At 47.2% G+C, this 23,886-nt stretch carries 29 protein-coding genes; 8 read left to right on the top strand and 21 right to left on the bottom strand.

Going from position 1 to position 23,886, the window contains the following annotated elements; genetic code table 11:
• Positions 1-26: 26 nt before the first annotated feature.
• Positions 27-176 (bottom strand): NINE protein, encoded by a 150-nt coding sequence (locus M1E03_RS03280; protein ID WP_256163586.1) that lies wholly within the window; start codon positions 174-176, stop codon positions 27-29.
• A gap of 286 nt (positions 177-462) precedes the next feature.
• Here M1E03_RS03280 and clpP point away from each other — a divergent pair, with 286 nt between their 5' ends.
• Complete coding sequence (gene clpP / locus M1E03_RS03275; protein ID WP_003185550.1) at positions 463-1,059, top strand: ATP-dependent Clp endopeptidase proteolytic subunit ClpP; 597 nt, start codon at positions 463-465, stop codon at positions 1,057-1,059.
• Positions 1,060-1,133: 74 nt separating this feature from the next.
• On the opposite strand, the gene M1E03_RS03270 is transcribed toward clpP, so the two are convergent.
• Entirely contained in the window at positions 1,134-1,709 is a 576-nt protein-coding gene (locus tag M1E03_RS03270) for an LOG family protein (RefSeq protein WP_023856348.1), read from the bottom strand.
• A 110-nt stretch (positions 1,710-1,819) separates the two neighbouring features.
• On the opposite strand from M1E03_RS03270, the gene M1E03_RS03265 reads away from it, so the two are divergent.
• The gene (locus M1E03_RS03265) at positions 1,820-2,155 is read left to right on the top strand and encodes a MazG nucleotide pyrophosphohydrolase domain-containing protein (RefSeq protein WP_020453047.1); all 336 of its coding nucleotides are present in this window, start codon (positions 1,820-1,822) and stop codon (positions 2,153-2,155) included.
• On the top strand, positions 2,142-3,119 hold the full coding sequence (locus M1E03_RS03260) for an HD domain-containing protein (protein ID WP_458110668.1): 978 nt from the start codon (positions 2,142-2,144) through the stop codon (positions 3,117-3,119). Before M1E03_RS03265 ends, M1E03_RS03260 begins: the two co-directional genes overlap by 14 nt.
• Positions 3,120-3,166: 47 nt before the next feature.
• Here the strand turns inward: M1E03_RS03260 and M1E03_RS03255 are convergent, their stop codons facing one another.
• Both M1E03_RS03255 and M1E03_RS03250 read right to left on the bottom strand, forming a co-directional pair.
• Positions 3,167-4,786: a SulP family inorganic anion transporter gene (locus M1E03_RS03255; protein ID WP_458110667.1), complete on the bottom strand. Its 1,620-nt coding sequence runs from the start codon at positions 4,784-4,786 to the stop codon at positions 3,167-3,169.
• Positions 4,787-5,386, bottom strand: a complete 600-nt coding sequence (locus M1E03_RS03250; RefSeq protein ID WP_411202719.1) for a beta-class carbonic anhydrase — start codon at positions 5,384-5,386, stop codon at positions 4,787-4,789. It lies immediately after the preceding gene.
• Positions 5,387-5,783: 397 nt separating this feature from the next.
• Here M1E03_RS03250 and M1E03_RS03245 point away from each other — a divergent pair, with 397 nt between their 5' ends.
• Positions 5,784-6,755 (top strand): 2-hydroxyacid dehydrogenase, encoded by a 972-nt coding sequence (locus tag M1E03_RS03245; RefSeq protein WP_458110666.1) that lies wholly within the window; start codon positions 5,784-5,786, stop codon positions 6,753-6,755.
• Between the two features lie 15 nt (positions 6,756-6,770).
• On the opposite strand, the gene M1E03_RS03240 is transcribed toward M1E03_RS03245, so the two are convergent.
• Positions 6,771-7,370, bottom strand: a complete 600-nt coding sequence (locus tag M1E03_RS03240; protein WP_020453052.1) for a flavin reductase family protein — start codon at positions 7,368-7,370, stop codon at positions 6,771-6,773.
• Between the two features lie 88 nt (positions 7,371-7,458).
• Here M1E03_RS03240 and M1E03_RS03235 point away from each other — a divergent pair, with 88 nt between their 5' ends.
• The 3 genes from M1E03_RS03235 (at position 7,459) to M1E03_RS03225 (ending at position 9,144) form a co-directional block, all read left to right on the top strand.
• On the top strand, positions 7,459-8,154 hold the full coding sequence (locus M1E03_RS03235) for an ArsR/SmtB family transcription factor (RefSeq protein ID WP_048350579.1): 696 nt from the start codon (positions 7,459-7,461) through the stop codon (positions 8,152-8,154).
• A 254-nt stretch (positions 8,155-8,408) separates the two neighbouring features.
• On the top strand, positions 8,409-8,864 hold the full coding sequence (locus M1E03_RS03230; protein ID WP_026580150.1) for a ribonuclease: 456 nt from the start codon (positions 8,409-8,411) through the stop codon (positions 8,862-8,864).
• A 4-nt stretch (positions 8,865-8,868) separates the two neighbouring features.
• Complete coding sequence (locus M1E03_RS03225; RefSeq protein ID WP_020453055.1) at positions 8,869-9,144, top strand: barstar family protein; 276 nt, start codon at positions 8,869-8,871, stop codon at positions 9,142-9,144.
• A 64-nt stretch (positions 9,145-9,208) separates the two neighbouring features.
• Here M1E03_RS03225 and M1E03_RS03220 read toward each other — a convergent pair whose 3' ends face one another.
• The 8 genes from M1E03_RS03220 to M1E03_RS03185 all read right to left on the bottom strand — a co-directional run bounded on the left by M1E03_RS03220 (position 9,209) and on the right by M1E03_RS03185 (position 16,604).
• A complete protein-coding gene (locus M1E03_RS03220; RefSeq protein WP_035337756.1) occupies positions 9,209-9,967 on the bottom strand; it encodes an arylamine N-acetyltransferase in 759 nt (252 codons plus the stop codon).
• A 45-nt stretch (positions 9,968-10,012) separates the two neighbouring features.
• Positions 10,013-10,282, bottom strand: coding sequence for an HPr family phosphocarrier protein (locus M1E03_RS03215; RefSeq protein ID WP_020453057.1), 270 nt, complete (start codon positions 10,280-10,282; stop codon positions 10,013-10,015).
• A 17-nt stretch (positions 10,283-10,299) separates the two neighbouring features.
• The gene (gene whiA / locus M1E03_RS03210) at positions 10,300-11,250 is read right to left on the bottom strand and encodes a DNA-binding protein WhiA (RefSeq protein WP_020453058.1); all 951 of its coding nucleotides are present in this window, start codon (positions 11,248-11,250) and stop codon (positions 10,300-10,302) included.
• Between the two features lie 28 nt (positions 11,251-11,278).
• Entirely contained in the window at positions 11,279-12,232 is a 954-nt protein-coding gene (locus tag M1E03_RS03205) for a gluconeogenesis factor YvcK family protein (RefSeq protein ID WP_023856351.1), read from the bottom strand.
• Between the two features lies 1 nt (position 12,233).
• The gene (gene rapZ / locus M1E03_RS03200; protein WP_020453060.1) at positions 12,234-13,121 is read right to left on the bottom strand and encodes an RNase adapter RapZ; all 888 of its coding nucleotides are present in this window, start codon (positions 13,119-13,121) and stop codon (positions 12,234-12,236) included.
• A gap of 21 nt (positions 13,122-13,142) precedes the next feature.
• Positions 13,143-13,607 (bottom strand): 8-oxo-dGTP diphosphatase, encoded by a 465-nt coding sequence (locus M1E03_RS03195; RefSeq protein ID WP_023856352.1) that lies wholly within the window; start codon positions 13,605-13,607, stop codon positions 13,143-13,145.
• Between the two features lie 419 nt (positions 13,608-14,026).
• Positions 14,027-14,977, bottom strand: a complete 951-nt coding sequence (gene trxB / locus M1E03_RS03190; protein ID WP_039073038.1) for a thioredoxin-disulfide reductase — start codon at positions 14,975-14,977, stop codon at positions 14,027-14,029.
• A 166-nt stretch (positions 14,978-15,143) separates the two neighbouring features.
• Positions 15,144-16,604 (bottom strand): tetratricopeptide repeat protein, encoded by a 1,461-nt coding sequence (locus M1E03_RS03185; protein ID WP_039073039.1) that lies wholly within the window; start codon positions 16,602-16,604, stop codon positions 15,144-15,146.
• Positions 16,605-16,898: 294 nt separating this feature from the next.
• On the opposite strand from M1E03_RS03185, the gene M1E03_RS03180 reads away from it, so the two are divergent.
• Positions 16,899-17,396 (top strand): GNAT family N-acetyltransferase, encoded by a 498-nt coding sequence (locus M1E03_RS03180; RefSeq protein WP_458110665.1) that lies wholly within the window; start codon positions 16,899-16,901, stop codon positions 17,394-17,396.
• A 23-nt stretch (positions 17,397-17,419) separates the two neighbouring features.
• Here the strand turns inward: M1E03_RS03180 and hisIE are convergent, their stop codons facing one another.
• From hisIE to M1E03_RS03140, 8 genes are read right to left on the bottom strand one after another with little or no spacing between them, the layout of a single operon-like run.
• Positions 17,420-18,052 carry a bifunctional phosphoribosyl-AMP cyclohydrolase/phosphoribosyl-ATP diphosphatase HisIE gene (hisIE, locus tag M1E03_RS03175; protein ID WP_105979691.1) on the bottom strand — a complete coding sequence of 211 codons (633 nt, stop codon included), beginning with the start codon at positions 18,050-18,052 and terminating at the stop codon, positions 17,420-17,422.
• Positions 18,049-18,807 carry an imidazole glycerol phosphate synthase subunit HisF gene (hisF, locus tag M1E03_RS03170; protein WP_096748338.1) on the bottom strand — a complete coding sequence of 253 codons (759 nt, stop codon included), beginning with the start codon at positions 18,805-18,807 and terminating at the stop codon, positions 18,049-18,051. Before hisF ends, hisIE begins: the two co-directional genes overlap by 4 nt.
• Complete coding sequence (hisA, locus tag M1E03_RS03165) at positions 18,804-19,541, bottom strand: 1-(5-phosphoribosyl)-5-[(5-phosphoribosylamino)methylideneamino]imidazole-4-carboxamide isomerase (protein WP_101561430.1); 738 nt, start codon at positions 19,539-19,541, stop codon at positions 18,804-18,806. The genes hisF and hisA overlap by 4 nt, the downstream gene beginning before the upstream one ends.
• Positions 19,538-20,176: an imidazole glycerol phosphate synthase subunit HisH gene (gene hisH, locus M1E03_RS03160; RefSeq protein ID WP_039073040.1), complete on the bottom strand. Its 639-nt coding sequence runs from the start codon at positions 20,174-20,176 to the stop codon at positions 19,538-19,540. The genes hisA and hisH overlap by 4 nt, the downstream gene beginning before the upstream one ends.
• A complete protein-coding gene (hisB, locus tag M1E03_RS03155; protein ID WP_023856359.1) occupies positions 20,177-20,761 on the bottom strand; it encodes an imidazoleglycerol-phosphate dehydratase HisB in 585 nt (194 codons plus the stop codon). It abuts the gene before it with no gap.
• A complete protein-coding gene (gene hisD, locus M1E03_RS03150) occupies positions 20,761-22,041 on the bottom strand; it encodes a histidinol dehydrogenase (RefSeq protein ID WP_025810720.1) in 1,281 nt (426 codons plus the stop codon). The genes hisB and hisD overlap by 1 nt, the downstream gene beginning before the upstream one ends.
• Positions 22,038-22,679, bottom strand: a complete 642-nt coding sequence (gene hisG, locus M1E03_RS03145) for an ATP phosphoribosyltransferase (RefSeq protein WP_023856361.1) — start codon at positions 22,677-22,679, stop codon at positions 22,038-22,040. The genes hisD and hisG overlap by 4 nt, the downstream gene beginning before the upstream one ends.
• Entirely contained in the window at positions 22,672-23,847 is a 1,176-nt protein-coding gene (locus tag M1E03_RS03140; protein WP_023856362.1) for an ATP phosphoribosyltransferase regulatory subunit, read from the bottom strand. Before M1E03_RS03140 ends, hisG begins: the two co-directional genes overlap by 8 nt.
• Positions 23,848-23,886 lie beyond the last annotated feature (39 nt).

Here is a 23,886-nt window from a genome sequence, read left to right as displayed (position 1 = left end):
GCAGGTTTAGATTATACTCGATTTCTTTATTTAATTCGTCCGTTGTTTTCACAAGGCAGATCATACCTCAATAAAAGACCAAATCTAATCCAGTTGAGAAGCAGCTTGGCTGCAGCGTAACCTGTTCTCTCGTCGAGATAAAATCTATGAGCGGCAACAACGCCGAGAAACCCGATCAGCTTTGGTTTCTTCTTATTTGGAGCTCTGAGCGCTCTTGTCTGCGTTCACATATATAACCGGCTTCCTTTTTTCCTATAAAATAAATTGAAGATCAATGGACTTAGACCCCATTTTTCTATACTTTCCTCTGTAAAGTTGATCTTTTGTTTGAATGTCCTTTAAAATGGGAAAAATAAACCCCAGTATGTCTTTTTAATGAAGGCGGCTTTTTGTTTGACCTTTATTGACCAAAAATGTATGATTAAACTACATACTTACCTTTTAAGGTGAAGGAGGAGCATTATGAATTTAATACCTACAGTCATTGAACAGACGAACCGCGGGGAAAGAGCGTATGACATTTACTCACGCTTGTTGAAAGACCGTATCATTATGCTGGGATCAGCAATCGATGACAATGTTGCGAACTCCATCGTATCTCAGCTTCTATTCCTCGAAGCCGAAGATCCAGAAAAAGATATCAGCATCTATATTAACAGCCCTGGCGGCTCTATCACAGCCGGCATGGCGATTTATGACACCATGCAGTTCATTAAACCGCAAGTCTCTACGATTTGTACGGGAATGGCGGCATCTATGGGTGCGTTCCTTCTCGCAGCCGGCGAGAAAGGGAAGCGCTACGCTCTTCCAAACAGTGAAGTCATGATCCACCAGCCGCTTGGCGGAGCGCAAGGTCAGGCAACAGAAATCGAAATTGCCGCGAAGCGCATTCTTTCATTGCGTGACAAACTGAACAAAATTCTTGCAGAGCGCACTGGACAACCGCTTGAAGTGATCGAGCGCGATACAGACCGTGACAACTTCAAAACGGCTGAAGAAGCAAAAGAATACGGCCTGATTGATAAAGTGCTCACACGCAATATCGACGCACAGAAGTAAACAGCAAAAAAAGCTGCCGAAGTCATCGGCAGCTTTTTTATGTTACCGTACCTCCGCTCATTATGTAAGAGTTTCTATAAATCCTTCCACTTTTTCTCGAGGACAGGGTAGCGATAATCATTCATGTTCCCGATCAATTCCGCGGGGCTCGCCGAAGCATGAATCAGCTGAAGGTGCGATTCATTCGAAAAGCCCTCTTGAACGCTGTATTCGAGCATTTTAAGAAGTGGGTCAAAATAGCCGTTCACATTGTAAAGTCCGATCGGCTTTTGATGAATGCCGATCTGGGCCCAGCAAAGCACTTCAAACAGCTCTTCAAACGTACCGAAGCCTCCGGGCATCGCGATAAAGCCGTCAGCTAATTCACTCATTTTCGCTTTGCGCTCATGCATGCCGCTCACTTCGATCAGCTCTGTCAGCTGCTGATGAACGATTTCCCCTGTAAAAAGTCCTTTCGGCATAACGCCGACAACTTCCCCGCCGTTTTTCAATACGGTATCCGCAATCACGCCCATCAATCCCATTCTCGATCCTCCATAAACAAGGCGAAGCCCCTTCTCGGCAATATAAACACCAAGCTCTGCAGCTTTCTTCTTGTACGCCGGGTCCGTCCCCATATTTGATCCTGAATATACGCATACCGTTTTCACTTTCGCTCACTCCAACTCCATATATTGATAAAAGCAATTAACATTGTACTATATATTGTTTGTTCCGTGTGCGATAATATAATTGAATTTCTAAATGGGAGTGTAGACTTATGACAATCACAGACGCGGAGCAATGGACAAAGACATTTTATCGGAAAAGAGGATGGAGCGAATACGGACCTTTCATCCGGATGGGATTTTTAATGGAAGAGGCCGGTGAACTGGCGAGAGCGGTCAGGGCATACGAAATCGGAAGAGACCGTCCTGATGAAGCCAAACGGCCGGCTGCTGAACTGAAAAAGGAACTGATCGAAGAAATGGGCGATGTGATGGGGAATTTGATTATGCTTGCCGGCATATACGATGTTTCATTGGAAGACATGATGGATGCCCACCGCCGCAAACTGACGAAAAGATTTGCAGGAGAGCATCATGAAGATCAATGACCGCCTTTACGGCGAGGCAGATTTGGAGCCTGTGCTGACAGACCTCATTCATTCAAAAGCCGTTCAGCGTCTAAATGGGATTCACCAAGGCGGAGCATGCTTTCTCGTCAATCCCGCATGGAACATCAGCCGCTGCGAACACAGCATCGGGGTTATGCTTTTGATCCGCAGGCTTGGCGGAAGCCTTGAAGAACAAATTGCAGGTTTGCTTCACGATGTTTCCCATACGGCATTTTCCCATGTGGCTGATGATGTATTTAACATGGAAAACGAAGATTACCATGAACAGATGTTTCGGCAATGGGTCAAGCAATCTGATATCCCCTGGATTCTGGATACATACGGATTCAAAGATGAAGATATCTTATACGATGAAAAAAAATGGACGCTGCTGGAGCAGCCGGCTCCTTCATTATGTGCGGATCGCATCGATTACACGCTTCGCGACTCTTTAGCCTACGGGTTTGGCGACCAAGAAGAGATTGGACGATTTTTAGAAACCGGACTGACCGTTGTCGAAGGCGAAATCTGCTGCACTTCGACAGAGCACGCCGAATGGTTCACCCACCTTTACTATCAAGAGGTGATTGACTTCTTTATGAATCCCCTCAATGTATATGCGCTCTGTACACTCAGCCAAATGCTGAAAAAGGCGCTTGACATGCGTATCATCACGGGACGCGATTTTTTCAAAACCGACACGGAACTGCTTGCGATGCTAAAGCAAAAAGCGTGCTTCCGGGAAACGCTTGAAAGGCTCAGTACAGCGAGCCAGAGCGTTAAGCAAGGAGACGAAGACGATTTTACTTTTCATCAAACTTTAAAGGTAAGATGGATCGATCCAAAAGTCGCCGTTAACGGAAGAAAAGTCCCCGCCTCCACACTTTCAAAAGACGTCCTTTTGATGAAAGAAACGGCAATAGCCGCAATGAAAAAAGGCACATATGTAAAAGCCGCCGAATAAAAGCAACCGCCTGCTTCGGTCAGCCCGGAACAGGCGGTTTTCTTCAGTTATGTCACGTCAAATATTTGTTCAGGCCTGTCGACAAAATGCTTTTTGCCGATTTTATGAAACAGCCCTGTTTTATGAAGAAGCTCACGCGGCTGCTGCTGCAACCCGACAATCATCACTTTGCCGTTTTGCTGGTGGACACGGTTGACGATCGTCATCAAGCTGCCTTCTGCGGAAGAATCCATATAGTCTACTTTGTTCATAAGCAGGATGAGGAGTTTTGGCAGGTGGCCTTTGTCCAAAATTGAATCCTCCAATGAATTCGATGAGCCGAAAAACAGCGGGCCTTCAACAGAATAGATGCTGACAGAGCGGTGGAATTTCTTTTCTTCCGCTGCAGCAGCCGACTGGACGATCGATTCAGACACATCCTTTTTAATGCGGAACGATTTGCTCATTCTGACGATAAAGGTGATGATCGCCAGCAGGATCCCGGCCGCCACCCCAAATACAAGGTCCTGCCAAACCGTTAAAAGAAATGTGACGACAAGCACGGCAGAGTCGGAATTCTTAATTTTCAAAATGTTTACAAACTCTTTCCGCTCACTCATATTCCAAGCGACCACCATTAAAATCGGCGACATGCTTGCAAGCGGGATAAGGGAAGCGTATGGCGCAAACAAAAGCAGGACCAATAAAACAAACACGCCGTGCACGATCCCTGAAATCGGAGAAGCAGCACCCGTTTTAATATTGGTTGCCGTACGGGCAATCGCGCCTGTCGCCGGAATTCCGCCGAACAGCGGTGCGGCAATGTTCGCAATCCCCTGGCCGACAAGCTCTTTATTGCTGTCATGCCTTGTTCCCTTCATATTGTCTGCCACCATCGCGGAAAGCAGCGATTCGATTCCGCCGAGCATCGCAATCGCAAGAGCGGGAGGCAGCAGGTAAATGATTTTTTCCAATGACAATTCAGGAAATTGAAAGCTCGGCAAGCTGCGCGGAATTTCGCCGTAAGCTGAGCCGATCGTTACCACCTGTTCAGGAAACATCATCGTGGCCATGACCGTCGATACAAGCAAGCCTGCAAGCGCTCCCGGCACTTTCGGCAGAATCTTTGGCGTAAACAGCACAAAGAAGAGCGATACGACAGCCGTCAAAATGCTGTAGAAGCTGAGCGTGTTCAGGTTGATGACAACCTCTCGCATATTCATATAAAAACTCTCATGCTTCTCAACATTCCTCAAACCTAAAAACTTGGCGATTTCTCCGGTGAAAATAATCACTGCGATGCCGGCCGTAAACCCGATGATCACCGGCCGCGGAATAAACTTGATAATCTTGCCGAGTTTTAGCAGCCCTAATATGACGAGAATCACTCCGGCCATAAAACCGGCAATCAGCAGATTCTCAAATCCGTATTGGAGCACAATAGCGAACAGGATCGGAACAAAAGCGCCTGTCGGTCCGCCAATCTGGTATTTCGACCCGCCGAGAAGCGAAATCAAAATACCGGCGACAATCACTGTGTAAAGACCGTGTTCCGGTTTCACCCCCGAGGCTATGGCAAAAGCCATGCCAAGCGGAATTGCGACGACTCCAACGACCATTCCTGCTACAATATCTTTTTGAAACCGTTTAAGGCTGTATCCTTCAAATCTGCCTGAAAAACGTAACATTCAATCTATCCTCCCCATTTCCGAAAGCAAAACGTCTTCACGTGAATAACCATCTTCCACAACATCCAAACGGCCGGTCTTTGGATCAATCACCAATCCGTGCACCGGAACACCTGAAGGCATCAGCGGATGATTCCGAACCATGTTCACGCTGTGGCTGACGCTGTCTTCAACGCTGTCAAAGCCCGTCATCCATGTGTCCAAGTCGATGCCTGAATGCTGCAGGAGTTCGAGACAGCCATCATCAATCCCCCGCTGTTTGGCCTTTTGAAGGATAGATGAAGCGTTCAGGCTTGCCATACCGCACTCATGGTGGCCGATCACGCAGACTTCTTCAGCCTGCAGCTCATAGACAGCCACAAGAATGCTGCGCATGACGCTTCCAAAAGGGTGAGAAACAACGGCCCCCGCATTCTTAATGATTTTTGCGTCTCCATTTCTTAACCCCATTGCATGATGGAGCAGTTCTAATAAACGCGTGTCCATACATGTCAAAATCACAAGTTTCTTCTCCGGAAATTTTGTCGTTTCATAAAACTCGTACCCCTTTTCCTCTACAAAAGACTGATTTCGCTTCAAAATGGAAGTTAAAATCGCCATTTCTCTCTCACTCCTTTTCATAGTCATATGACCTTGATATTGTTACAGCCGAATTATAGCACATGGTTTTTCGATTTGGATTCGAATCAAAAAATTCACTATAAATGTACTGAATATTTTAAAAAGTCTAATTTTATATCTTTCTAAAATAATAAAATCTACACTGTTCTTCACCTATAAAAATAGAACTGGAAGCAAAATAGAACATCTAATATTTGGATTTATAGTTATAAAAATGCATTAAAATAAATTAAAAAACTGAAATAAGTATCTATGATTTTCTAAACAACAATAATTGAGCTGATAGTCCTACGTTTATTCGGAACAGACTTTGATTTTTATAGAAGCCGTTTTTCCTCTATAATAGAAGCAGATGATACGCGGAAGGAGAATGCAGATGAAACCGTTTGTATATGTCACAAAACCGGTCCCAAAAGAAATCGAAGAGATGCTCGCCGAACACTGCACATATGAAATTTGGACTTCGCGCGAGCACATTCCCAGATCGACCCTGCTCGAAAAAATCAAGGAAGCAGACGGTCTTTTAACCTCAGGGACAAAAATCAACCGTGAATTATTATGCAATGCGCCGAAGTTAAAAATCGTCAGCAACAACTCCGTCGGCTATGACAACTTTGACATTGAAGCAATGAAAGAAAAATCGGTTATCGGCACTCACACACCATACATTCTTGACGGCACAGTCGCAGACCTCGCTTTCGGTCTGATCCTTTCCTCAGCGCGGCGAATCGCCGAGCTCGACCGCTACATCCGCGATGGAAAATGGACCAAATCAGAGGATGATGAAAGCTTGTTCGGATGCGATGTCCATCACCGGACGCTCGGCATCATCGGAATGGGACGAATCGGAGAACAAGTCGCCAAACGGGCGGCCTTGGGTTTTGATATGGAAGTGCTCTATTACAGCCGCAGCCGCAAACCCGACACAGAGAAAAAAACCGGCGCGGTTTATACGGGCTTTCATGAATTGTTGGAACGCTCGGATTTCATTGTTCTGATCACACCGCTCACAGATGAGACATACCGCCTTATCGGCGAAGCTGAATTCAAAAAAATGAAACCGTCATCCATTTTCATCAACATCTCCCGCGGCAAAACCGTTGACGAACAAGCGTTGATTCAAGCGCTGAAAGAAGGATGGATTAAAGGAGCCGGACTTGATGTATTTGAAAAGGAGCCGATTGAAAAAGACAATCCGCTCCTAAGCCTTTCCAATGTGACCCTCGTTCCCCACATTGGATCATCCACTCTTGTCACACACGTCAACATGCTGAAAAGCGCCGTCCAAAACCTGATTGACGGTCTTCAGGGCAGACAGCCAAAAGATATAGTCAAAGAACTGAGATGACGCACATTCTTACATTCAGGCCCGGAATGTTTTGCCGAGCTCGCGTCCTAAACCAAAATAGTGTCTAAAAAGATAAATTAAAGGCCCCCATTTTTGAGGATCGATGTGGTGTTCCCCTTTTATAATCGCTTCATGTGCGTGCACATGAAGCACTTTTGTTTCAATGACGGCAAAATACGGTGAATGTTCCGGAATGCGGATATTGACGGCTTCCGCTTCAATTTGAAGCGGACAATCGGCGACTCTGTCAGGTTTCACCGCCAGGGAATCCGCTGCCGTAAATCCGCCGGCTGCAAACTTTTCTTTAAGGTATGTAAAGCCGAGCCGCTTTTTTTCTTCCGGAACGCATCGTTTGCCGGTATAGGAAGCGAGCCGTTCTACATTGCTCCATAAAGATGAATCCGGCACATTGATGACACATCCGGCTTGTCTCTCTAAATTCTCCAATGCTTTGCCGCCGGTGCCGACGCCGAGTACGATCGAATCCCCAAGCGCCCAAGAAGAGGAAAGCGGGCTGAGATTCGTGGAACCGTCTTCGTTCAGCGTGCTGAGCAAAATGACGGGTGTTCCGTAGTATAAAATGCTTGGCTGAATAATTTTGCTGTTTTGATGCATATCGGTCTCCTCCTTTTATGCTTTTATTGTAATTCTCCAATATTTCAATTAACATCGAAGTATCGATTACATTTTAGGAGGAAGTGTCATGACCGTGAATCCGAATATCGCCGAGGTCGCCAAGCTTGTCACCGATCCGTCACGAGCAGCGATTTTAACCGCATTGCTTGATGACCGGTTTTATACAGCTACCGAGCTGGCCGGGTATGCGGGAATCAAACAGCAGACAGCAAGCTTTCACCTTTCCAAACTGCTTGACGCCGAAATGCTGACATGCCGGAAGCAAGGACGGCACCGCTATTACCGGCTCAAAGATGGCAAGGTTGCACAATCGCTGGAAACTCTGCTCAACATAGCCCCCCCTGCTGAAATTCGCTCTTTCCGGCAGTCAGCCGAAGATCGGGCGGTCAGAAAAGCGCGGACATGCTATGATCACTTGGCTGGATCGCTCGGCGTCACACTTGCGGAGCGGCTCGTGGAGATGGGCGTGTTGAAAGAAGAAGAGACGGCTTTTACCGTGACTGAAGCAGGAGAATTATTTTTGAAGGAACTTGGCATCGATGTTGGGGAAGTCAAAAAGAAACGGCGCTCTTTTTGCCATAAATGCCTGGATTGGAGTGAAAGGCGGCATCACATTGCCGGTGCCCTGGGCTCCGCACTGCTCGACGCTTTTATCCGCATGGGCTGGATCGAGCGGCGCCCGCGCACACGGGCCGTTGCAGTCACGCCCGCGGGCGCAAAGGAACTTTACCGCCTATTTCACATTTCCATTGAAAAGAACTGATGAAAAGCAGTTGGTTTTTTCTTCAAATCTTGACTAACATTCCGGGAGTCAAATAGGAAACCGCGGCGATCCGTTCCCGTCCTCGGGTTTCATGGAAAATTTACAATACTATAATGATTTCTGAGCATGTTTTGAGGTACAATTCAATATGATTACAGACGGAATGGAAATGAGGAAATGCGGCTGTTCAATCCCATGAAGGCACATTCTTCATGTTTATGCTATAAAGTCTAAAGATGGGGAGGACTTTATCCGTGAAAAAAATATTATCCACACTTGCGCTTGGGATTGTTCTCGCGCTCGGCTTTCTGGCGGGGAACCTTTTTACAAGCTCAGCTGAAGGGCCGCATGCAGAAAAAGGCAGCACCGTTCAGTCAAATGAGGTCATTAATACGTTTGAAGGTGTTGCCGACTATATCGTGAAATACGGCAGGCTGCCTGACAACTTCATCACAAAAGCCGAAGCGGCAAAATTAGGGTGGGACCCGCAAAAAGGCAATCTCGCAGAAGTAGCGCCTGGAAAAAGCATCGGCGGCGATATCTTTCAAAACAGAGAAAAATTGCTTCCAGATGCGGCCGGACGCGTATGGAGAGAAGCCGACATCAACTATACATCGGGATTCCGGGGGTCAGACCGGATCGTCTATTCCAACGACAGACTGGTTTATAAAACAACTGACCACTATAAAACGTTTACGAGAATGAGATGATCATATGAAACAAGTCACTTTAAACGGAGACAAGATCACGAGCGTATCAGACCTTCACCAAACATTAAAAGAACAGCTGGAGCTTCCGGACTACTATGGCGAAAACCTTGACGCGCTGTGGGATTGTCTGACCGGCTGGGTCGGCATGCCTTTGCTGATCGAGTGGAAGAATATCGAAAAAAGCCGGATTTACTTGGGCGATCAAGCCGAAGCATATTTGCAGCTTTTTCGCGAAGCCGAAGAAACACTGGACGGCTTTCAGCTGAAAACAGAAGGATAAAACAGAAAACGAGCGGGCGCTGCAGACAGGCGTCCGCTTATTTTAATTGATGCACAGTGGTGCTTCAGTCAAAAAATGCTTGAACGAAAATGGTCTGGAAATCTCCGGCGTTCACATCTTCTTTCGTCAAACCGCTTCCGGTTTGCTTTGTGAAGTGATCCTTCGACAAAATTAACTTTCCGTCCTTTGTCAGCTTGGAAGCGAGCGGGTTTTTATTAAAGGGAGACGCTTCCTCATCGAAAATCGCATCCCGCACGCACGCAAGCGCCGCTTCATCGATTGGCGTCAGCGAAAATGCGTAGCCGGTCTGCCACCCCTCTCCCTTATCCATTTCAAGAAGGTAATCTCCTTTATCTGTCTTTGTTTTCCTGATACGGTAAGCTCCTGTTTTTGAGGTGATGGGTTCACCTGAGAACGGAACGGGGGCAAGCGGCAGGTTGATGCCGAATCCAGTATCAAGCAAATAGGTTTCATCGCTTTCCCGCAGAATAACGGCGACATGCGTTCCCGTCAGCGCCCACGCCTGTTCTTTTGGATTAAAAACCGTCCCGCGAACCATGTGTACGGAAAAGCCGAGCTCTGTCAGCACATGGTAAAGAAAAGCGTTCAAATCATAGCATAAACCGCCTCTTTTATTGTTCAGCAAGGCTTCCGTCAGCCCTGTTTTCGTCATCGAAATCCGTTCGTTTCTTAAAACCGCGCTATTTTCAAAAGGAAACTGTAAAGCCAGCAGCGATAAAAATTCGGGCAAGTCAGCAAATGTCACCTGCTGACCGGGCTTGTATCCAATCCTTTTAAACAGCGAATCAAGCATCGTCGTCATCGGTTATTCTCCTTCCGCTTTGAATCGATGAGAAAAAGCCAAACCTCATAAAGGTTTAGCTTTTTTCTCTTGAACATATGCAGTCAATGCAGCAAGAGCATCTTGTTCATCGGAACCGTCGGCGATCAGCGTGACTTCCGATCCGGAGCTGACAGCTAGGCTCATCAGCCCCATGATGCTTTTGGCATTCACTTTTTTATCTCCCTTTTCCAGAAAAATATCTGATTGAAAACGGTTGGCTTCTTGAACAAACAATGCCGCCGGGCGCGCTTGAAGCCCCGTTTTCAAAAGAATTTCCACTTTTTGTTGAACCATACGATCTCCCCCATTCCCTATTTTAAAGAGACAGATTGTCCTGAACGCAGCTGCTCAGCTATTTCATCCAGTTTCCTAAGCCTGTGATTGATGCCCGATTTGCTGATTTTTCCGCTCGACACCATTTCCCCGAGTTCCTTTAAGGTTACTTCCTGATAATCGATGCGGAGCTGGGCGATTTCCCTCAGCTTTTCCGGTAGCGCATCAAGCCCGATTCTTTCGTCGATCAGCTTAATGTTTTCCACCTGCCGCAGAGAAGCGCCGATCGTTTTGTTTAGATTGGCTGTCTCGCAATTGACGAGCCGGTTAACCGAGTTTCTCATATCGCGCACGATCCGGACGTCTTCAAAGCGGAGCAGCGAATTATGCGCGCCGATCACATTCAAAAACTCGGTAATTTTTTCAGCTTCCTTCAGATACGTGATGTATCCTTTTTTCCGCTCAAGCGTTTTGCTGTTTAAATGAAACTGATTCATGAGCCTGCACAATGAATCATTATGCTCTTTATACAGCGAAAAAATTTCGAGGTGGTAAGAAGATGTCTCGGGATTATTGACAGAACCCCCGGCTAAAAAAGCCCCTCTCATATAAGAACGTTTGCAGCAACGTTTTTTGACCAAGTCTTCCGAGATGTTTCTGGCAATGACAAAGTTGTCTCCGAGTATTTTCAGGTCCTCAAGAATCAGCTTGGCATTTTCGATCAGGCGTACGATGTAGACATTGTTTTTTTTCAGTCTCATTTTCTTTCGAACGAGCAGTTCAACGGAAACATCGTATTGTTTCTTCAGCAATGTGTAAATTCTTCTGGCGATGGCCGCGTTCTCGGTCTGGACGTCGAGAACCACTTTTCGGTTTGAGAAAGACAATGAACCGTTCATCCGAATGAGGGCAGAGAGCTCTGCTTTCGCGCAGCAATCTTTTACTTCAAGGTTTGTAAGTTCTTTTTTCGTTTCCGATGCAAATGACATATTATGGACACCCCCATTCCAAGGCCTGCTATTCTTTTAACAAATCAACAAGTAGCGAAGCGACTTTATGTGTATCATGACGGATCACGCCATTCTCGTATGTCACAATCTGATCTTTGATGACCTCAAGCCCCATCGCAGACAGATCATCAATGTTAAACTGGACGGGCTGTGCCTGCTCCTTCGCATAGCGTTCCCGGATATCGTCCGGGATTTCCTCATTGTTGACGAGGATCGTATCGATAAACGGACCGCCCATATGCTGGTTAAGCGCTTTTACATGATCAGCTGCACTGTAGTACAGCGTTTCTCCCGGCTGGGTCATCACATTGCAAATATAAACTTTTTTTGCCGGGGCGTTTAATATTTCTTCCCTTATCTTCGGAACGAGAAGATTCGGCAAGATGCTCGTATACAGGCTTCCCGGGCCGAGAAGAATCAGGTCGGCGCCGCGGATTACATCAATCGTTTCCGGAACGGGTTCGATTTTTTCAGGTGTTAAAAACACCCGTTTAATCCGCTTACCGTAAGACGGTATCGTCGATTCCCCTGATATGATCTGTCCGTCATCCATTTCCGCATGAAGGACAACACTGGTATTGGCCGCGGGCAGAACCCTTCCCCTCACATTTAAAACTTTGCTCATTTCAGTGACGGCGTGAAAGAAATCACCGGTTATATTCGTCATCGCCGCCAAAATCAAATTTCCCAATGAATGGCCGATTAAATCGCCGCCTTTAGAGAAGCGGTGCTGGAACAGATCTTCAACAAGCGGTTCAACATCAGACAGTGCAGCGAGCACATTTCTGATGTCCCCCGGAGGGGGAATTTTAAGCTCATCGCGCAGCCTCCCCGAGCTTCCGCCGTCATCTGCGACCGTCACAATCGCCGTAATGTCAACCGGATGTTGCTTCAATCCTCTAAGCAATACCGAAAGGCCTGTTCCTCCGCCAAAAATTGCGATTTTTTTCTGATCTGCCATGCTATTTTCTGCTTTTCTTCTCGATGTCCCGGTGAGTAACATGAGTATAGTAGTCCTTTTTATAATAATCGGCAAGGTATTCAGCAAGCGTCACCGAGCGATGCTGTCCGCCTGTGCAGCCAATCGCGATGACTAGCTGGCTTTTACCTTCGCGCTTATATGACGGAAGCATAAAGCTCAGCAGCTCGGTCAGTTTTTCAAGAAACTTTTGTGTTTCGTTCCATTTCATCACATACGAAGATACTTCCTGATCTTTTCCAGTCAACGGCCTCATGCTGTCGATATAGTACGGATTCGGAAGAAACCTTACGTCGAACACTAGATCCGCATCGATCGGTAATCCGTATTTAAACCCGAATGACATTACATTCACTGTAAAGGTATGTCCATGATCTGCCGCAAAATGCTGGACAATTTTTTCGCGCAAGTCCCTCGGTTTCATATCGGATGTATCATAAATGATTTGAGAGCGGCCTTTCAACTCTTCGAGAAGCTCCCGTTCCGTTCGGATACCCTCAAGCGGCAGGCCAGTTGTCGCAAGGGGGTGGGACCTTCTTGTCTCTTTATATCTTGAAACGAGAACCAAATCCTTGGCATCTAAAAATAAAATTCGCGGGGTAATCCAGGATGTTTCCCCAATCTCGTCAAGCGCTTCAATCAGGCTGTCAAAAAACTCGCGGCCGCGCAAATCCATAACAAGGGCAACTTTGCTCATTTTTGAACTTGATTCCTTCATCAGCTCCAAAAATTTCGGCAGCAAAGATGGCGGCAGATTATCGACACAGAAAAAACCGAGATCCTCAAAGCTTTGAATCGCCACTGTTTTTCCTGCCCCTGACATTCCGGTTATGATCACAAGCTGTATATCATGGCCTCCATTCGCATTCATGCTTCTCTCCCCCTCTTATGTTTATTCGCCTTGCGGGTCGAGGCGATAGGACAGCAATTCAAAGTCAGGCGTATACGTAAAGGTGCCGTGAAGCAGTCCTTTGCCTTTCAGCATAAAATCCAGAATATGGACGTCTCCCGGCGCCATCGGCAGGCTCCAGACGTCTGCCGCCTGATGCCACTCGATGATGCCTTCTTCCGATTCTTCTACATGTTTGCCTGTATAATGATCGGCGACGAATGTGAACATCATCCATTCAGATACGACCTGATCATTTTCTTTTATGATAAAGGTGAATATCCCTTTCAGCTGCGGGTTCAGCACATACAAGCCCGTCTCTTCGCGGTATTCCCTGATGACGGCGTCCCTGACGGTTTCCCCGCTTTCCATTTTGCCGCCGGGGGCTACCCACCAGCCTCGTCTGGGCTTTTGCAGCAACAGGACTTTATCACCTGAAGTCAGCACACAATTCGTCACTCTTTGCAAAGTCTGTCACCCATCCTTTTATTCCTTCAATTCTTTTTTCTATTATACCGCTTCCTGTCCCCGCTCACAATGAACATGCAGTTCCGCCGCGAAAATCGCTTTTTTCCGGACTGCTTTAAGGCTTTTCCCGGGTAAAACTTAAAGAAACGGCTTTTTCAGCGAATGGAAGCGCTTGCGAAAACCGTTCTTTCATTCTATTTTACAGCAAAAATAGACGTTTCAATATTGAAATTTGAACAACTTGTGAAATTTGTAAAAATTTCTCTTTGTGGAAAAATAAAACAAAAAAGGACACGGATAAGATCATCCGTGCCAATAAAATTCATTATAAAAGGGGGTCAATTACTATACCCATCATAACGAATAATTGTTTCACTGGTGTTACAGGGCGGTTAAATCATGATGACGATAAAAATACGTTATTTTACAGCCTTTTCTTTCTCTTTCAGCTCTTCGATATAGTGCTGAACGCTCTGTGCGGCAATGCTTCCGTCGCCTGTTGCCGTTACGATTTGGCGAAGGGTTTTCTCGCGGATATCGCCCGCTGCAAAAATACCTTCAACTTTTGTTTCCATCTGTTCATTTGTCACGATGTAGCCCTCTTCATTTGTAATGCCGAGGTTTTTGAACGGCTCTGAAAGCGGCAGCATGCCGATGTAGATAAAGACGCCGTCAGTCAGGAACTCTTCTTCTTCGCCTGTGACCGTATCGACCAGCGTTACTTTACCGACCTTTCCGTCTTTTTCATGAATTTCCTTGACCGTCTTGTTCCAGAGAAAGTCGACTTTTTCGTTGTCAAACGCGCGCGCCTGTAGGATGCTTTGCGCTCTCAGCTTATCGCGGCGGTGGACGATCGTGACTTTCGAAGCGAAACGGGTTAAGTACACGCCTTCTTCAACAGCGGAGTCCCCTCCTCCGACAACGACGAGCTCTTTGTTTTTAAAGAATGCGCCGTCACAAACCGCACAATAAGATACACCGCGGCCGCCAAGCTCTTTTTCGCCAGGTACGCCGAGCTTCTTATATTCGGCGCCTGCTGTGATGATGACCGCACGCGCTTTAAATTCTTTTGATCCCGCTTTGACGATCTTGTAGTCTCCTTCATCGACGACTTCTTTAATATCGCCATACGCATACTCAGCGCCGAACTTTTTCGCATGTTCAAACATTTTATTTGAAAGCTCTGGTCCCAGAATGCTTTCAAATCCCGGATAGTTTTCGACATCCTCCGTATTGGCCATCTGTCCGCCCGGAACGCCTCTTTCAACCATCAAAGTCGACAGGTTCGCCCTTGACGTATAAACGGCTGCCGTCATTCCCGCAGGACCTGCTCCGATAATAATGACGTCATACATCTTTTCTTCTGACACAATGTTCACTCCTTCATGAATCTTATGCTGTCAAGCAGTCCATTTCTGTTAAATAAGATTCCCTTCTTATATCTTCCTTACCCATATCCTATAAAATATCATGAATAATCGCTATTTTTTTGCTCACATAATAAAACAGGCTGAACAGTGAAGTTCACACCTGTTTCTATAGATGTTCTTTTAATGTACGTTCATACTTTGAAAGCGTTCCGGGCGAGATATGGAAGATTTTTGCGGTTTCAGCTTTTGTCAGCCGCTCCTGATGCTCGGTCTTCCAAATGTAATAGATCGCCGCGGCAAGCCCGCCGGCATTTTTCAGCTGAAGGCCGTAAGCCCTGATCTGCTGAATGACATGAAAAATCCAAAAGCACATGGCCTCCTGTTCCATCGCTGACTGATCCGCTTGTTCAATCGCTTTCGCAGTTCTGTAAGCAAGAAGTGCGTCTTTTGAATCAACGGCTGCACTGCTTTCCCCGTAAAGCACAAGCCTGACAAACTGATCTTCAAACGGCGTTTTTGCCATCTGTGAATCAAGCACCGCTTTCAGCTGGGCTTTTTCCCCTTTTCTTCCGCTGATATAGTACGCGGCAAGGCGCTCCTCAAGCGGCCGCTGGACAGGTTTCTTTTCCTTCCGTTCTTTCCACGGCTCCATGCGGGCGTCATCCGGATACTCTTCCTGCATCTTTTTCCATACAGACCGGGCAAATTGAGCGCGGCCGGTGTAGTAAGCTGAGCAGGCGAGCCAGTAATAAAAGGTCTCATCCCCTTCAAATCCCATGCGGTAGAGTGATTTCAGCCATTTATAGCCGAGATCGTATCTGCCGACGAGGGACAGCGTGGCGCCGAGCTTATACCTTTGCTCAAACAGCATCGGATAAACATTGGAAAGCTGTTCGGAAAGCGCCTCGACCTTATCGTCCCGTCGTTCATAGTGATAAAAAATAAGAAGATTGCAAAGCGCATGCAGGTTTCCATGGCTTTTTTCCAAGACCGAAAAAATCGTCGTTTTGGCTTTCTGAATGTCTCCGGCATAAAAATATGCCAGTGCAAGGTTGTTGTAAGCTGACCAAAACTCGGGGTAATCGGAAGTGATTTCTTCAAGCATCACGATCGATTCCTGAAGCTGTCCATTTTCCAGCAGTGATTTCGCCCGATCCTGTTTCAGAATCAAGTCGTCCTGATCAAACTGCGAATAGCCCTCATCTTCCTCTCCCATATCCAATAAATCAAGGAGCTCCGCATTTTCCTCGCTGAACTCGCCGTCCGGGTCTTCTTTTAAATAAGTCTCCGCTGCTTTATAGGCTTCGTGAAAAAGGCCGAGGTGCGCATAGTTGTTGGCTTTAAAATAATAACATTCAGTCATTTTTTCGTTGATGTTCGTCAGGATAAAGTCCAAAAGTTCATTTGATTGCTGGTAAAATCCCATTTCAGTGTAAATAACAGCAAGTTGGGACAGCATTCCCGTGTTTTCCGGTTCAAGAAAAATCGCTCTCTGAATGAGCTTGCTTGCGCGGGATAAATTGCGTTCTCTATATGCTTTGAGCCCTTTATGATAAAAATATTGCCCATCTTGGAACAGTTGGACAATTCTCGAATCTTTATGGTGTTCAGAAGTGTACTTTCCCACAGATACCCTCCATTTCAAACTATATACCGTGAGTAGTATAACATAGTTTCCAGCAGGCTTAATAGGCCAAAAACAAGTTTCGAGAAAATTCTCTTCATTTTCCACATATGGTTTTTTCACCATTTTATTCCTGACGTTTGGAGCACTGGAGCGCATAGGGCTTTCAGAAGGTTCAAGGTAGGTTTTATATCGGAAGTATGCTTCTTATTTTAACCAGGGCAAAATCTTTTTTTAGCACTAGATAGTGACGAATATACGTTCCCATTGTATGATCATAGAAAGGGGGTTCATCATGTGAAAAAAAGCGGATCAATACAATTGAAGCATTTCTCGGAAGAACATTCAGCTGCGCTTCTCGAATTCGAGCTTCCTGAAGAACAGCATCGATTTACCGCGTTGCCGAAAGAGGTTTTAAAACAGACGGACGGTCAGTTTCCAATCGTAATTTTAAACGAAGGCGAACCCGTCGGATTTTTTATCCTGCATGCGACCGAGAGGGTAAAAGACTATTCGGACAACCCGGACGCCATGCTGTTAACGGCGCTATCCATCGACAGAAAGCACCAGGGAGAAGGTTTTGCAAAAGAAGGAATGCTCAAGCTTCCTGCATTTGTCGCCAAGGAGTTCACCCATTGTCATGAAATCGTGCTGGTTGTGAACGTGAAAAACACCGCGGCCCAGGACCTGTATGTGAAAGCCGGATTTGCAGACACAGGGGAAAGAAAAATGGGGCCGATCGGAGAGCAAATCGTAATGAAATTAAACACGGGAAAACACCCAAAAGGCAGTTAGCTTTTTGGGTGTAAGCAATGCGCTTATGATTCAGAGCCTTCATAGCGCTCTTTCAGGACGCCAAGCACATCATCAAGCGGCAGGGACTGCTCCCTCAACAAAACGAGCAGATGGTAAAGAAGGTCAGCCGCTTCCCATCTCAGCTCTTCAGAATCCCGGTTTTTTGCAGCGATAATGACTTCCGCCGCTTCTTCGCCAACCTTCTTCAAAATCTTGTCAACGCCTTCACGGAACAAATATGTCGTATATGCGCCTTCAGGCATTTCAGCCTGCCGTTTAGCAATCACCGTTTCAAGTTCATTGATGATGTCAAAGCGGCCGCCATCAGTCTGTCTGATATGTTCGCCGGGCGAAAAACAGCTATAGCTTCCTGTATGACAGGCCGGTCCCGCCGGTTCGACCAGCACGATGAGCGCATCCTGATCACAGTCAAGCCTGATGTCTATCACACGCTGAATGTTTCCTGACGTCGCTCCCTTATGCCAGAGCTCTCCTCGCGATCTGCTGAAAAACCATGTCTCCTTCGTTTCCAGCGTTTTTTCAAACGATTCTTTGTTCATATAAGCAAGTGTCAGCACTTCCTTGCTCGCTGCATCCTGGACAATCGCCGGGATCAAGCCGGCTTCATTAAATGTCAACTCGTCTGCCTTGATCATCTTACATTCACCCCGCGCTCTTTTAAATAAGCTTTTACTTCTTTTACAGATGTTTCTTTGTAATGAAAGATAGATGCGGCAAGAGCCGCGTCCGCCCGCCCTTCTGCAAATGTATCATACATGTGGCCCGCATGACCTGCGCCTCCGGATGCAATGACGGGGACTGAAACAGCTTCTGACACAAGCTTTGTGAGCCTGCAGTCAAATCCGTTCTTTTCTCCGTCTGCATCCATGCTTGTCAGCAGGATTTCACCGGCTCCCCGCTGAACGGCTTCCTTCGCCCATGAGACGGCCTCAAGGTCCGTCTTTTTACGTCCGCCGTGTGTATAAACATAATACTGATCAGCTTCCGGATCGAATTTTGCATCAATCGCGACGACAATGCATTGAGAACCGAAAAAGTCAGCGCCTTCCGTTATCAGCTCCGGACGGAGAACGGCAGCCGTATTAACGGAAACTTTGTCGGCGCCGGCCCGCAGAATCGTTTTCATATCATCCAAACGATTGATGCCGCCGCCGACGGTAAATGGGATCGCCAGCTTGGCCGCCACTCTTTCAACGACGTCAACCATCGTTTTTCTCCCCTCGTGGGATGCCGAGATATCGAGAAAAACAAGCTCATCGGCGCCTTCACGATCATATACTTCAGCCAGCTCAACGGGATCGCCGGCATCTTTCAATTCAACAAACTGCACACCTTTGACAACGCGGCCGTCTTTTACGTCCAAACACGGGATAATTCGTTTTGTGATCACTTTGCCGCCACCCTTTCAAGCGCTTCAGCCACGGTAAATTGATTGGTATACAGCGCTTTTCCGACAATGGCGCCAGAGACGCCTTCCACAGTCCGGGAAGCGAGCGCCTCAAGATCGGCGAGAGAGCTGACACCGCCGGAGGCAATGACTTGTTTGCCGGTTGCCCTGGCAAGCTCCACTGTACTGCTGATATTCGGTCCTGACAGCATTCCGTCAGTCGCAATGTCGGTAAAGATAAAAACTTCCGCACCTTCATTCGCAAGCTCGCGGCCAAGCTCTTCCGCTCTAACGGAGGAGGTCTCAAGCCATCCTTCAGTCGAAACAAATCCGTCTCTTGCGTCAAGACCGATTGCGATATGCCGGCCGTAAGCTTTCAGCATGTTTTTGACAAACTCGGGATTTGATACGGCCGAGCTGCCTAAGATCACCCTTTCAACACCTTGCGACAAGTAGTCATATACGTCTTTTTCGGTTCTGATGCCGCCGCCGACTTGCACTTTAACGTTGAGTTCATCAGCAATGTTTATGACGTGTCTGTCGTTCACTTTTTTGCCTTCTCTTGCCCCGTCCAAATCGACAAGATGAATCCAGTCTGCCCCCGCTTCAGCAAACCGGGAGGCCATATCCAGAGGGGAATGACCGTAAATCGTTTCTTTTTCGTAATCTCCCTGGATGAGCCTGACGCATTTGCCGTTTCTCATGTCAATGGCAGGGTATACAGTAAACTCGCTCATTTTTTCACCTTCTGTTCTTGTGTAAGCTGCTTGAAACGCTTTAAAATCGACATGCCGACCGCACTGCTTTTTTCCGGATGGAACTGGGCGCCGTATACATTGCCAAAACCGACGACAGCAGGCACACGCACACCGTATTCGGCGCTGGCAAGCAAAGCTTCCTCTTCGATTCCGCAGACATAATACGAATGAACGAAATACGCATACCCTTCTTTCGTCTTTGGTAAAAGCGGAGAGTCGCGGTGGACCGTGAGAAGATTCCAGCCCATGTGAGGCACTTTTAAGCGATCTCCCGCTTGGTCACGGTCTTTCAGTTTAACGATTTTTCCTTTCAAAAGGCCGAGTCCTTTTGACGCCCCGCGTTCTTCGCTTTCTTCAAATAACAGCTGCATACCGAGGCATATGCCGAGAAGAGGTTTTCCTTCACTTACGGCATCTTGAATAAATGTTTTCAGGCCGGTCTGGCTTAAAGTCTCCATCGCATCCCGAAAAGCGCCGACTCCCGGAAGGATATAGCTGTCCGCTTTCTTAAGTTCATCCGGATGCTCGGAGACGAAATAAGGGGCATCGATCCGTTCAAGCGCTTTAGAGACGCTGTACAGGTTTCCCATTCCGTAATCTATGACACCGATCATTTACAGCATTCCTTTCGTTGACGGAATTCCTTTAACCCGCGGATCGATCAATGTCGCTTCATCAAGCGCACGTCCCAGCGCTTTAAAAATCGCCTCGATCATGTGGTGAGTATTCGTACCGTAATGAACGATGACATGAAGATTCATTCGCGCTTCCAGCGCAAACTTCCACAAAAATTCATGGACAAGCTCTGTATCAAAGGTTCCGACTTTCCGGCTCGGGAATTCGGCTCTGAACTCGAGGTGCGGCCTGTTGCTCAGATCAATCGCAACCTGGGCGAGAGCTTCATCCATCGGCACTATGCTCGAACCGTAGCGTTTGATTCCTTGTTTATCTCCGAGCGCTTCCAAAAGCGCCTGTCCGAGACAAATTCCGATATCTTCCGTCGTATGGTGGTCGTCGATTTCAACATCGCCTTTCGCTTCAACTGAAAGGTCAAACTGCCCGTGTTTTGTAAATAAATCGAGCATATGCGTCATAAACGGGACATCCGTTTGAATATCCGCTTTCCCTTCTCCGTCAATATGAAAGGATAATTTAATATCAGTTTCATTGGTTTTTCTTGCCCGTTCGGCTTTTCTCATCAGTCTTCCTCCCGGTTTCTGGATTCAATTGCTCTTGCATGGGCTTCAAGCCCTTCCAATCTAGCAAAGGCCGCAATGCTCTCGGCATTTTCGCGGAATGCATCCCTGCTGTAGGAAATGATGCTGGAGCGCTTTTGGAAGTCGTTCACATTTAGCGGGCTTGAAAATCTGGCTGTGCCGTTAGTCGGCAGAACATGATTAGGGCCCGCAAAATAATCTCCCACCGGCTCTGAACTGTAGCGGCCCAGGAAAATGGCGCCCGCGTGTTTGATTTGTCCGAGCAGGGCGTCAGGCTGAGCTGTTAAAATTTCCAAATGTTCAGGAGCGAGCTCATTGATGACGGAAACAGCTTCATGCATCGTCTTTGTAACATAGATCAAACCGTGGTTGTCAATCGACTGCCGTGTAATCTCTTTTCTTGGAAGATGTTCGAGCTGTTCGTAAACCTCTTTTAAAACAGATTCGGCAAGCGGCTTTGAGTCGGTGACAAGAATGCTCGCTGCCATCGCATCATGCTCAGCCTGTGAAAGTAGATCAGCAGCGATTTCCCGGTGATTTGCCGTACTGTCAGCGAGAATGGCGATTTCACTTGGACCCGCGATCATATCAATATCAACCTGGCCGAATACTTCCCGTTTAGCCAAGGCGACATAAATATTTCCAGGTCCTGTGATTTTATCGACGGGGGAAATGGTTTCTGTTCCGTAAGCCAATGCGGCAATCGCCTGAGCACCGCCCATTTTGTAAATCTCTGTAACGCCAAGCTCAGCGGCAGCCGCCAGCACTCCCGCCGACAATTTGCCGTCTTTTCCCGGAGGTGAGGCAAGGACGATGCGATCGACACCGGCAACAAGCGCCGGAATAACATTCATCAGAACGGATGATGGGTAAGCAGCCGTTCCGCCGGGCACGTACACTCCCGCTGAATCAAGGGGCGTGATTTTCTGGCCGAGCATCGTTCCGTCCTTGCGGTGGTAAAACCATGATGATGCGAGCTGCCGCTCATGATATTCTTTAATGTTAAAAATCGCCGCCCGAATAATCTCGAGATCACGTTCATTGAGCGTGATGTATGCTTCCTTGATTTCCTCTTCAGAAACGCGAAAGTCGGCCACATCCGCTCCGTCAAATTGTCTTGTGAATGCGGAAACAGCTGAATTCCCGTACTTTTTCACTTCATCGATAATGCCGCGGACCGCTTTTCTTTGCTCTTCCGTTCCGGCGTCAATGGTGCGCTTTAGGGAAACCGACGTATTTCCGCTGATGGTTTTGATCTTCATTTTACTTTTTCCCCTTCCACAATAAGAGAAAGTTTTGAAGCCATTTCATCGATGACTGCGTCTTTCATTCGGTAGCTGACAGGATTTACGATGAAACGTGACGTGATGTCGCAAATTTTTTCGGTTTCAACCAGCCCGTTTTCCCTTAAAGTCTGTCCTGTTGATACGATATCAACGATTCGGCCGGCAAGTCCGATTAAGGGAGCGAGTTCAATCGAACCGTTGAGCTTGATGATTTCCACTTGTTCTCCCTGCTCCCTGAAGTAGCTTGACGCGACATTTGGATACTTGGTCGCAACCCGGGGCGCAACGTTGTCGGCCGCCGTCTCTGGCAGGCCGGCTACGGCAAGACGGCATTTGCTGATGTTTAAATCAAGAACCTCGTAGACATCGCGTTCTTCTTCCAGCAGCACATCTTTGCCGGCGATTCCGACATCGGCCACCCCGTGCTCGACATATGTTGTGACATCCATCGGCTTGGCGAGGATAAAGCGAAGGTTCTCTTCAGGCACCTGAATGATCAGTTTTCTCGAATCATCGAATTCTTCAGGGAGCTGATAGCCTGCTTTTCGAAGCATATCGGCAGCTTCTTCAAATATCCGCCCTTTCGGCATCGCAATCGTCAATTCCTTACCCATGCTTCTCTTCCTTTCTGGCCCCGATAAAATAGGTCACGTTTTGAAAAGACTTTGTCATTTGGTCAATATCTCCGATTCCCGCTAAGTCCTGTATAACGACTTTTTTGCCCTTTCTTCGCTCTTCTTCGGCAAATTTGATCGCCTCTTTTCTTTGTTCCGTGCTGAAGATGACGACATCGATTTTTTCTTGCTCTTCCGCCGGCTTCAATGCTTCTAGCAGCCTGTCAGTCCTGATGCCGAAACCGGTTGCCGGAGCGGGTGAGTCGAAGCGGCCGAGAAGCTGGTCGTATCTGCCACCGTTTCCGATCGGAAAGCCGACGTTTTCAGCATAGATTTCAAACAAAACACCCGTATAGTAGCTCATATGGCTGACCATGCCTAAATCAAGTTTAATGTCGTCCGTGCAACCATAGTCGCCGAGTGTCTCCCAAAGCGTCTTCAGTTCTGAAACCGCGCGTTTTCCTTTTTCAGAATCGATGATCGATGCCGCCTTGCCGCACGTTTCAATACCGCCTCTCAGCTCCAAAAGCTCGAGCAGCCTGCTTTTATCAATTGAGGATAAATTGAGGGATTTTACATGCTCCCGGTAGCCGACATAGTTCTTTTCGTATAAATAGCGCCGCAGGACATGAGCCCTTTCTTCATTTCCTAAAACCTCCACAAACAAAGCATCTGAAATTCCGACATGGCCGATCGAGATTTTAAATGAAGTCAGGCCGGCATTTTTAAGCGAAAAAATGACGAGTGCAATCACTTCTGCGTCAGCGCTTGTAGATCCATCGCCGATCAGTTCGACGCCGACTTGCTCAAATTCGGCGGCACGTCCGCCTTCACGTTCCTGTGCCCTGAACACATTTGCAGCATAGCCCACTCTAAGCGGGTGATCATCTTTATGAAGCTTTGAGGCCGCCACCCTTGCGATCGGGGCCGTCATATCAGGTCTTAACACGAGCGTCTGCCCCTCCTGATCAAGGAGTTTAAATAACTGCTGATCCAATATGGCCGACTGCACACCGACCGTATCATAAAATTCAAGGGCCGGTGTCTCCATGAACTGATACCCCCACAAAGCCATCACCTCTGTTAATGAAGAGCGCACCTTTTTCTTTGTTTCGTAAAGCACAGGCAGCGTATCCCGCATGCCATGCGGTTTTTCAAACATAAACATCTACACTTGCACCCCCATAACTGTTTGAAGGAAAATTCC

The sequence above is a fragment of the Bacillus sp. PK6-013 genome, from assembly GCF_054161445.1.
This window is presented reverse-complemented; position numbering and strand designations above follow the sequence as displayed.

What these genes read in the sequence shown, in the direction of transcription:
- rapZ (WP_020453060.1), bottom strand. Translation starts at nt 13,121, where the DNA reads ATGAATGCGAATGGAGGCCATGATATACAGCTTGTGATCATAACCGGA.
- M1E03_RS03235 (WP_048350579.1), top strand. Translation starts at nt 7,459, where the DNA reads ATGACCGTGAATCCGAATATCGCCGAGGTCGCCAAGCTTGTCACCGAT.
- M1E03_RS03225 (WP_020453055.1), top strand. Translation starts at nt 8,869, where the DNA reads ATGAAACAAGTCACTTTAAACGGAGACAAGATCACGAGCGTATCAGAC.
- M1E03_RS03220 (WP_035337756.1), bottom strand. Translation starts at nt 9,967, where the DNA reads ATGACGACGATGCTTGATTCGCTGTTTAAAAGGATTGGATACAAGCCC.
- M1E03_RS03215 (WP_020453057.1), bottom strand. Translation starts at nt 10,282, where the DNA reads ATGGTTCAACAAAAAGTGGAAATTCTTTTGAAAACGGGGCTTCAAGCG.
- M1E03_RS03255 (WP_458110667.1), bottom strand. Translation starts at nt 4,786, where the DNA reads ATGTTACGTTTTTCAGGCAGATTTGAAGGATACAGCCTTAAACGGTTT.
- hisIE (WP_105979691.1), bottom strand. Translation starts at nt 18,052, where the DNA reads ATGATCAAGGCAGACGAGTTGACATTTAATGAAGCCGGCTTGATCCCG.
- M1E03_RS03140 (WP_023856362.1), bottom strand. Translation starts at nt 23,847, where the DNA reads ATGTTTATGTTTGAAAAACCGCATGGCATGCGGGATACGCTGCCTGTG.
- whiA (WP_020453058.1), bottom strand. Translation starts at nt 11,250, where the DNA reads ATGTCATTTGCATCGGAAACGAAAAAAGAACTTACAAACCTTGAAGTA.
- hisB (WP_023856359.1), bottom strand. Translation starts at nt 20,761, where the DNA reads ATGAGAAAAGCCGAACGGGCAAGAAAAACCAATGAAACTGATATTAAA.
- M1E03_RS03205 (WP_023856351.1), bottom strand. Translation starts at nt 12,232, where the DNA reads ATGGCAGATCAGAAAAAAATCGCAATTTTTGGCGGAGGAACAGGCCTT.
- M1E03_RS03260 (WP_458110668.1), top strand. Translation starts at nt 2,142, where the DNA reads ATGAAGATCAATGACCGCCTTTACGGCGAGGCAGATTTGGAGCCTGTG.
- hisH (WP_039073040.1), bottom strand. Translation starts at nt 20,176, where the DNA reads ATGATCGGTGTCATAGATTACGGAATGGGAAACCTGTACAGCGTCTCT.
- clpP (WP_003185550.1), top strand. Translation starts at nt 463, where the DNA reads ATGAATTTAATACCTACAGTCATTGAACAGACGAACCGCGGGGAAAGA.
- hisG (WP_023856361.1), bottom strand. Translation starts at nt 22,679, where the DNA reads ATGGGTAAGGAATTGACGATTGCGATGCCGAAAGGGCGGATATTTGAA.
- M1E03_RS03250 (WP_411202719.1), bottom strand. Translation starts at nt 5,386, where the DNA reads ATGGCGATTTTAACTTCCATTTTGAAGCGAAATCAGTCTTTTGTAGAG.
- M1E03_RS03265 (WP_020453047.1), top strand. Translation starts at nt 1,820, where the DNA reads ATGACAATCACAGACGCGGAGCAATGGACAAAGACATTTTATCGGAAA.
- M1E03_RS03240 (WP_020453052.1), bottom strand. Translation starts at nt 7,370, where the DNA reads ATGCATCAAAACAGCAAAATTATTCAGCCAAGCATTTTATACTACGGA.
- M1E03_RS03245 (WP_458110666.1), top strand. Translation starts at nt 5,784, where the DNA reads ATGAAACCGTTTGTATATGTCACAAAACCGGTCCCAAAAGAAATCGAA.
- hisD (WP_025810720.1), bottom strand. Translation starts at nt 22,041, where the DNA reads ATGAAGATCAAAACCATCAGCGGAAATACGTCGGTTTCCCTAAAGCGC.
- hisA (WP_101561430.1), bottom strand. Translation starts at nt 19,541, where the DNA reads ATGAGCGAGTTTACTGTATACCCTGCCATTGACATGAGAAACGGCAAA.